This is a genomic window from Streptomyces niphimycinicus (assembly GCF_018883605.1).
In the GTDB taxonomy this organism is placed as follows: Bacteria; Actinomycetota; Actinomycetes; order Streptomycetales; family Streptomycetaceae; genus Streptomyces; species Streptomyces niphimycinicus.
The window spans coordinates 25,197-32,010 of the sequence record NZ_JAHLEM010000200.1 but is presented as its reverse complement, the minus strand read 5'-3'; the positions used below and the strand labels follow the sequence as shown (position 1 = coordinate 32,010).

At 69.7% G+C, this 6,814-nt stretch carries 6 protein-coding genes; 4 read left to right on the top strand and 2 right to left on the bottom strand.

All coding sequences use genetic code 11. The features are described 5' to 3' along the window. The coding region (locus KN815_RS19320; RefSeq protein ID WP_216343195.1) for an OmpL47-type beta-barrel domain-containing protein at positions 1 to 1,673 on the top strand (1,673 nt) is incomplete at its 5' end. A 177-nt stretch (positions 1,674 to 1,850) separates the two neighbouring features. Here the strand turns inward: KN815_RS19320 and recQ are convergent. Then, positions 1,851 to 3,722 (bottom strand): DNA helicase RecQ, encoded by a 1,872-nt coding sequence (recQ, locus tag KN815_RS19315; protein WP_216343194.1) that lies wholly within the window; start codon positions 3,720 to 3,722, stop codon positions 1,851 to 1,853. Between the two features lie 159 nt (positions 3,723 to 3,881). On the opposite strand from recQ, the gene KN815_RS19310 reads away from it, so the two are divergent. Further along, positions 3,882 to 4,442, top strand: coding sequence for a snapalysin family zinc-dependent metalloprotease (locus KN815_RS19310; protein ID WP_216343193.1), 561 nt, complete (start codon positions 3,882 to 3,884; stop codon positions 4,440 to 4,442). Between the two features lie 60 nt (positions 4,443 to 4,502). Here KN815_RS19310 and KN815_RS19305 read toward each other — a convergent pair whose 3' ends face one another. After that, on the bottom strand, positions 4,503 to 5,300 hold the full coding sequence (locus KN815_RS19305) for a DeoR/GlpR family DNA-binding transcription regulator (RefSeq protein WP_253209081.1): 798 nt from the start codon (positions 5,298 to 5,300) through the stop codon (positions 4,503 to 4,505). A 168-nt stretch (positions 5,301 to 5,468) separates the two neighbouring features. Between KN815_RS19305 and KN815_RS50505 the strand changes: the two genes are divergently transcribed. Then, positions 5,469 to 5,903, top strand: a complete 435-nt coding sequence (locus KN815_RS50505; protein WP_253209080.1) for an Nramp family divalent metal transporter — start codon at positions 5,469 to 5,471, stop codon at positions 5,901 to 5,903. After that, complete coding sequence (locus tag KN815_RS19300) at positions 5,903 to 6,811, top strand: hypothetical protein (protein ID WP_253209079.1); 909 nt, start codon at positions 5,903 to 5,905, stop codon at positions 6,809 to 6,811. The genes KN815_RS50505 and KN815_RS19300 overlap by 1 nt, the downstream gene beginning before the upstream one ends. Positions 6,812 to 6,814: the final 3 nt, after the last annotated feature.

The following is a 6,814-nucleotide window of genomic DNA, read 5'->3' as shown; positions in this document are numbered from 1 at the left end:
CCGTCACGGTGTCCGCCACCGACGAGGGCTCGGGCGTGGACCGGATCGAGTTCGCGGAGGGGGACGCGGCGTTCCAGCCGTACACCGCCCCGGTGATGGTCCACCAGGTGGGCCAGCACACCATCCGCTACCGGGCCGTGGACAAGGCGGGGAACGTATCGGAGGTGAAGTCGGTGGACTTCACCGTGGTGGCGCCGCCGACGGACGACACCACCGCGCCCGAGACCTCCGCCACCGTCTCCGGTGAGAAGGACCCGTCCGGTGCCTACATCGGCATGGCCACCGTGACCATCACCGCCTCCGACACCGGTTCCGGGGTCAACCGGATCGACTACGCCCTGGGCCAGGGGGAGTTCCAGCCCTACACCGGTCCGGTGATGGTCCATGACGCGGGCTCCCACACGGTGCGTTACCGGGCGGCGGACAAGGCGGGGAACGTATCGGAGGTGAAGTCGGTGGACTTCACCGTGGTGGCCCCGCCGGCCGAGGACACCACACCCCCGGCGGTCTCCGCGACGGTCGACGGGACGAAGAACTCCGACGGTGCCTATGTGGGCAGCGCCAAGGTCTCGCTCACCGCGACCGACGACGACTCCGGGGTGGCGAAGGTCGAGTACTCCCTGGACAGCGGTCCGTATCTCGCCTACTCCACCCCCGTGGCGGTGGACCGGGTGGGCCGCCACACCGTCGCGTACCGCGCCACCGACAAGGCGGGCAACACCTCCGAGGCGCGGCAACTGGCGTTCACCGTGGCCGAGGGCGGCGGGGTGCCCGCACCCGCGTGCCCGGAGTGGGACGAGCGCCTTACGGTGATCGTCGGCACGGTGGACACCGGCGTCCCCAACCGCATCACCCGTAGCCGCTGCACCATCAATGAGCTGATCGAGGACGAGAAGGACTGGTCCTCCCACGCCCTGTTCCTCAAGCACGTCACGGCCGTCACCGACAAGCTGCTCACCGACGGCGTGATCGACCAGCGCGAGTACCGGGCGATCAACAAGGCGGCCAAGCAGTCCGGGATCGGCAAGCCCGGTCAGGACGAGGGCTACCGCCCGCTGTTCGACGGCACCCGGAAGTCCTTGGACAAGTGGCAGCACGTGGGCGGCGGGGCCTTCGGTCTCAATGACGACGGCAGCATCACCAGCAGCACCTCGGTCCAGGGCATGGGCATGCTGTGGTTCCCGCAGCGGACCTACGACGACTTCTCGCTGAAGCTCCAGTTCCGCGATGACGCACCCGGGACGGGCAATGCCAACGGCGGTGTCTTCGTCCGTTTCCCCTATGTGCATGACCACCCCGAGGAGTCCCGTCCGGAGTGGGTCGCCATCAAATACGGGCACGAGGTGCAGATCCTCGACCGCCCCGACGGCGATATGTACAAGACCGGATCGATCTACGGTTTCGACCGGGTCGGGCTCGGCGGCGCCGGGGTCACCCCCAAGGGAAGCTGGAACGACTATGAGATCCGGGTGGTCGGTCAGCACTACTCGATCTACCGCAACGGTGTGCTGCTCAATGAGTTCGACAACACCGGCGGCCAGGAGTTCACCCCGCCGCGCGGGGACGACCCCGGTACGGACGGCCGCCGGTACTCCTCCGGGTACATCGGTCTCCAGGTCCACAGCACCGACGATGTGATCTCCTACCGCGACATCCGCATCAAGGAGCTGTAGGAGAGCCCGCGTACGGCGTGAGGAACGGCGCGAGAACGGCATGAGGAGATGAGTGGCCGCCGGAGCACCCCAGCCCCCGGCGGCCACCGTCTTCTGCACGGCCTGACGTTACCTCAGGTAACACCCATCGGTAACCCCCGGACACCCATCGGTGACCGGGCCCGGACCGACGTACCGTCAGGAGGCCAGGGTGTCCAGAATCCCCTGCCCGTACTTCACCAGCTTGTTCTCGCCGACCCCGCTCACCGTGCCGAGCTCATCGAGCGTGGTGGGGGAGAGGATCGCGATCTCGCGCAGGGTGGCGTCATGGAAGACCACATACGCGGGGACGCCCTGCTCCTTCGCGGTCGCCGCACGCCAGGCGCGCAGCCGCTCGAAGACCGGCATGGCCTCCTCGGGCAGATCCACCGGGGCCTTCTTGGACTTCCCCGAAGCCCCCGTCTTCCCCTTGGCGGCGCGCGGCGCCTTCTCCGGCTCGCGCCGCAGCCTGACCTCGCGCCGCTGACCCAGCACCTCCGAGCTGGTGTCGGAGAGCACCAGCGTGCCGTAGTCGCCCTCGACGCCGATCAGCCCCTGCGCCAGCAACTGCCGCACCACGCCGCGCCATTCGGCCTCACGCAGCTCCGTGCCGATGCCGAACACCGAGAGCGCGTCATGGTCGAACTGGATGACCTTGGCCGTCTTCTTGCCGAGCAGGATGTCGATGATCTGCCCCGCGCCGAACTTCTGGTTGCGCTCCCGCTTGAGCCGCACCACCGCGGACAGCAGCTTCTGCGCGGGGATGGTGCCGTCCCAGGACTCCGGGGGCGTGAGGCAGGTGTCGCAGTTCCCGCAGGGGGCGGACTCCTGGCCGAAGTAGGCCAGCAGCCTCACCCGGCGGCACTCCACCGTCTCGCACAGCGCCAGCATCGCGTCGAGATGGGCGCCGAGGCGGCGCCGATGGGTCTCGTCGCCCTCGGAGGTGTCGATCATCTTCCGCTGCTGGACGACATCCTGGAGCCCGTACGCCAGCCATGCGGTGGAGGGCTGCCCGTCCCGCCCGGCGCGGCCGGTCTCCTGGTAGTAGCCCTCGACCGACTTGGGCAGGTCCAGATGGGCCACGAACCGCACATCGGGCTTGTCGATGCCCATACCGAACGCGATCGTGGCCACCACGACCAGACCGTCCTCCCGCAGGAAGCGCGCCTGGTGCTCGGCGCGCATCCGCGCGTCCAGCCCCGCGTGGTACGGCACCGCGTCGATGCCCTGGGCGACCAGGAACTCGGCCGTCTTCTCCACCGAGGAGCGGGACAGGCAGTAGACGATCCCCGCGTCGCCCGCGTGCTCGGCCCGCAGCAGCTCCAGCAACTGCTTCTTGGGCTCGTTCTTGGGGGCGATCCGGTACTGGATGTTCGGACGGTCGAAGCTGGCCACGAAGTGCAGCGCGTCCTGGAGCTTCAGCCGGGACGCGATCTCCGAGTGGGTGGCCTCGGTGGCGGTCGCGGTCAGCGCGATCCGGGGCACGGTGGGCCAGCGCTCATGCAGCTCGGACAGGGCCAGATAGTCGGGCCGGAAGTCGTGCCCCCACTGGGCCACACAGTGCGCCTCGTCGATGGCGAACAGCGAGATCGTGCCCCGGTCCAGCAGCCGCAGTGTGGACTCGACCCGCAGCCGCTCGGGCGCGAGATAGAGCAGGTCCAGCTCGCCCGCGAGGAACTCGGCCTCGACCATCCGCCGCTCGTCCAGGTCCTGGGTGGAGTTGAGGAACCCGGCCCGCACCCCGAGGTTCCGCAGGGCGTCGACCTGGTCCTGCATCAGCGCGATCAGGGGCGAGACGACGACGCCGACGCCCTTCCGCACCAGCGCCGGGATCTGGTAGCACAGCGATTTGCCACCGCCGGTCGGCATGAGGACGAGCGCGTCACCACCGGCCACGACATGGTCGATGATCTCCTGCTGACCTCCCCGGAACGAGTCGTAACCGAAGACGCGGTGCAGCACGCCGAGCGCCTCGCTCGCATCGGTGCCGAGCGCGGCGCTCGTATCGGGGCCGGTGTCGGGAAGAGCCATCCGCCGATTCTAGGGGGCCCGCGGGAACCCGCGGTGACCACCTGTGGACAACCGGCCGGATGAGGCAAGGTGTGTGGGCACAGTGGCCGATGAGCTGGGCGGCGTGCCATGCTCATGCCCACTTGCTCTGTCCGTCCTTCCCCCACAAGGAGGCCGATCGTGAGATCCGGCAAGTTCATCCGTGCCTTACCCGCCGCGGTGACGGCGGTGCTCGCCCTGACGGCCGGACAGGCCGTGGCCGCTCCCTCCTCCGCCGCCCCGGCGGAGCACACCGCCGCCGCGCGGGTCGTCACCTACGACGCCGGCGGGGCGGCCGAGTTCAAGGACGCCGTCTCCAAGGGCGCGGCGATCTGGAACGAGAGCGTGGCCAACGTGGAGCTGAAGCCGGCCGCGTCCGGGCAGCAGGCCAACGTCCGCATCATCGCGGACAACGGCTGGCCCCGCACCCTCTCCACCGGACTGGGCCGCGGCACGATCTACTTCGGCCGCCAGGCCGTCGACGAGGGCTACAACACGGTGCGGATCTCCTCGCATGAGCTCGGCCATATCCTCGGCCTGCCGGATATGAAGCCGGGGCCGTGTTCGAGCCTGATGTCCGGCTCCACCGCCGGGATCTCCTGCACCAACCCCTACCCGAACACCGCCGAGAAGGCCGAGGTCGAGGACAGCTTCGGCCTGGCGGGCGCGGTGACGGCCGCGCCGCGGAGGTACCGGGACTGACCCGGGCGGGCCGGGAGCGCCAGGCTCCCGGCCCCTCGCCCGCACCGGGGCGGTCCGTCGTCAGACGGTGATCACCTCGACGTCGGGCAGCGCCCGGAAGGGACCGAGCTGGTCATCGGTGGCCCCGCTGTCGGTGACCAGCGCCCACGGCCGGTCCAGCGGCGCCCAGGCGGTGAACGGTGACTGGCCCAGCTTGCTGCTGTCGGCGAGCACGTACAGCTCCTTGCCGCGGTCGGCCATCATCTCCTTGAGCGAGGTCTGCTGGAGGCTCGCCTCGCAGATGCCCCGCCGCGCGTCCAGCCCGTCGGCGCCGAGGAAGACCTTGTCCGCGGTCAGCCGGGACAGGGTCAGCTCGGCGAGCGGCCCGACGAAGCCCTGGCTGACATGGCGCAGCGTCCCGGCGAGGGTGATCAGCTCGACGCCGTCCGCCTCGGCCAGCTCGCGCAGCGTGGTGAGCCCGCTGGTGATCACGGTCAGATCGGTGCGGGCGCGCAGATGGTGGGCGAGCCGTCCGGTCGTGGTGCCGGCGTCGAGGATGACGGTGTCGCCCGGCCCGATCCGCGCGGCCGCCCAGCGCCCGATGCGGTCCTTCTCGGCGACCGCGAGCCCGCTGCGCTGCCCGAGGGTGGGCTCGACGGTGTGGCCCGCGCTCATCGCGCCGCCGTAGGTGCGGGCGATGACGCCCTGTTCGGTCAGCAGCGCGAGATCCCGGCGGATGGTGGAGGGGGTCACCTCCAGCGAGCGGGCCAGCTCCTCCACGACCACCGTGCCATCGGTCTGGATCATTCGGGCGATCAGTTCCCGGCGGTCCCCGGCGCGCAGCCGTCTGCGCTCCTCCACACCGGCCTCCTGGCTCATGGCGGCCCCCATCCTTCCCTCACCCTGCGCGACTCTGCGCAGCCCTGAGCAACATTACCAGTCTGCGCATTCCGCGCTGTTTCCTCGCGGACACTGCGCAGAGTCTTGCGTGTTACGTGCAATCGTGCGAGCGTTCCGCTCACAACACGCATGAAGCGGGGAGGTCGCATGACAGCGGACAGTGTGCCGGCGCAGGTCGGAACGGGGGACGAGGCGCCGTCCGACGATCCGTACGCACTGCGGGCGGGCGACATCAAGGAGCCGCCGCGCGATCTACGCGGGACGGTGCGCCGGCTGGGCCCCGGGATGATCCTCTCCGCCGCCGTGGTCGGATCCGGTGAGCTGATCACCACCACCTCCCTGGGCGCCAAGGCGGGCTTCGTGCTGCTGTGGCTGGTCATCGCCAGCGCGCTGGTCAAGGTGTGGGTCCAGATGGAGCTGGCCCGCTGGACCATCCTCACCGGCAAGACCGCCCTGGCGGGCTATGGCCAGGTCCCTCCCAAGGTGGGCCGGGTCGGCTGGATCAATGTGCTGTGGATCCTCATGGACTTCGCCAAGATGCTCCAGCGCGGAGGCATGATCGGCGGTGCCGCCGCGCGCTGATGTATACGGGCCGCTACGGGCTGGTGGAGAAGGCCGGGTTCATCACCGTCGTCTTCTTCACCCTCTCCACCGTCGCCCTCGCGGTCGGGCTGCCCTGGACCGATTTCGGCTACGGCGGCTCCGATCTGGCCTCCGGGCTGACCCTGTCCATCCCCGCCGGGACGCTCGGCTTCGCCGTCGCCATGTTCGGCATCACCGGTGTCGGCGCGGATGAGATGACCACCTACACCTACTGGTGTCTGGAGAAGGGGTACGCCCGCTGGACCGGCCCCGACGACGGCACCGAGGCCCGGGCCCGGCGCGCCGAGGGCTGGATCCGGGTGATGCGGATCGACGCGCTCACCTCATGGGTCGTCTGCACCCTGTGCACGCTCTCCTTCTACATCATCGGTGCGGCCATCCTGCACCGGCAGAAGCTGGTGCCCGAGGGCAACGACATGATCACCGCGCTGTCCCGGATGTACACCGACACCCTCGGCCTCGCGGGCAAGTACCTCTTCCTCATCGGCGCCATCGCCGTCCTCTACTCCACGATCATCGCCTCCACCGCGAGCGTGCCGCGGCTGTGGACCAACACCCTCGGACTGCTCGGCGTGTTCGACTGGCGGAACGTCAAGGCCCGGCAGCGCGTCATCCGCGTGCTCACCGTCGTCCTGCCGCCCCTGTGGGCCGCCTTCTACCTCTATCTCCAGGAGCCGGTGCTGATGGTGCAGGCCGGGGGCATCGCGGGCGGGATCTTCCTGCTCGCGGTCGTGATCGCGGTCTGGCGGCTGCGCGCCACGGAGGTCGATCCGCGGTTCCGCCGCAACCCGGTGCTGAACGGCGCGCTGGTGCTCAGCAGTACGGCCATCGGCGCCCTGGGAATCTATTCGGTCCTCGATGTCCTCGGGTTCGGGGTGGGGAGTTGAGCG

Bases quoted from the DNA above. Each gene is read 5' to 3' on its own strand.
- recQ (WP_216343194.1), bottom strand. From the start codon at position 3,722: ATGGCTCTTCCCGACACCGGCCCCGATACGAGCGCCGCGCTCGGCACC.
- KN815_RS19305 (WP_253209081.1), bottom strand. From the start codon at position 5,300: ATGAGCCAGGAGGCCGGTGTGGAGGAGCGCAGACGGCTGCGCGCCGGG.
- KN815_RS50505 (WP_253209080.1), top strand. From the start codon at position 5,469: ATGACAGCGGACAGTGTGCCGGCGCAGGTCGGAACGGGGGACGAGGCG.
- KN815_RS19300 (WP_253209079.1), top strand. From the start codon at position 5,903: ATGTATACGGGCCGCTACGGGCTGGTGGAGAAGGCCGGGTTCATCACC.